Below are 356 nucleotides of genomic sequence, written 5' to 3'. Positions count from 1 at the left end.
TGCTGATGGACATCATGATGCCGGAGATGGATGGCCTGGAGGCCATGCGCCGCATCCGCGCCGAGCGGCGCCTCGCCGAGTTGCCCATCATCGCGCTGACCGCAAAAGCCATGAGCGACGACCGCGAGCGCTGCATCGAGGCCGGCGCCAATGATTACATCGCCAAGCCGATCGACATCGACAAGCTCGTGTCGCTGTGCCGCGTTTGGTGCTCGAGGCGCTGATGTCGGCGGAGACCGAACTCTTCGACGTGGAGCTGAAGGTACTGCTCGAGGCGGTGTACCTTCGCTACCACTACGATTTCCGCCACTACGCGGTGAGCTCGCTGCGCCGGCGCATGCGCCACGCCATGGGCC

General features: G+C 64.9%; 1 protein-coding gene and 1 pseudogene. Both read left to right on the top strand.

Going from position 1 to position 356, the window contains the following annotated elements; genetic code table 11:
• A partial coding sequence (locus tag VI08_RS20390; RefSeq protein ID WP_157130540.1) for a response regulator occupies window positions 1–224 on the top strand: 224 nt, incomplete at its 5' end.
• Window positions 197–356: pseudogene (locus tag VI08_RS21900) on the top strand (protein-glutamate O-methyltransferase CheR); the annotation flags it as partial. The gene VI08_RS20390 and the pseudogene VI08_RS21900, both read left to right, overlap by 28 nt.

This window comes from Luteibacter yeojuensis, from assembly GCF_000964085.1.
GTDB classification, from domain to species: domain Bacteria; phylum Pseudomonadota; class Gammaproteobacteria; order Xanthomonadales; family Rhodanobacteraceae; genus Luteibacter; species Luteibacter yeojuensis_A.
Note: the sequence above shows the minus strand (reverse complement) of the source record. Positions and strands in the feature narration are given on the sequence as shown.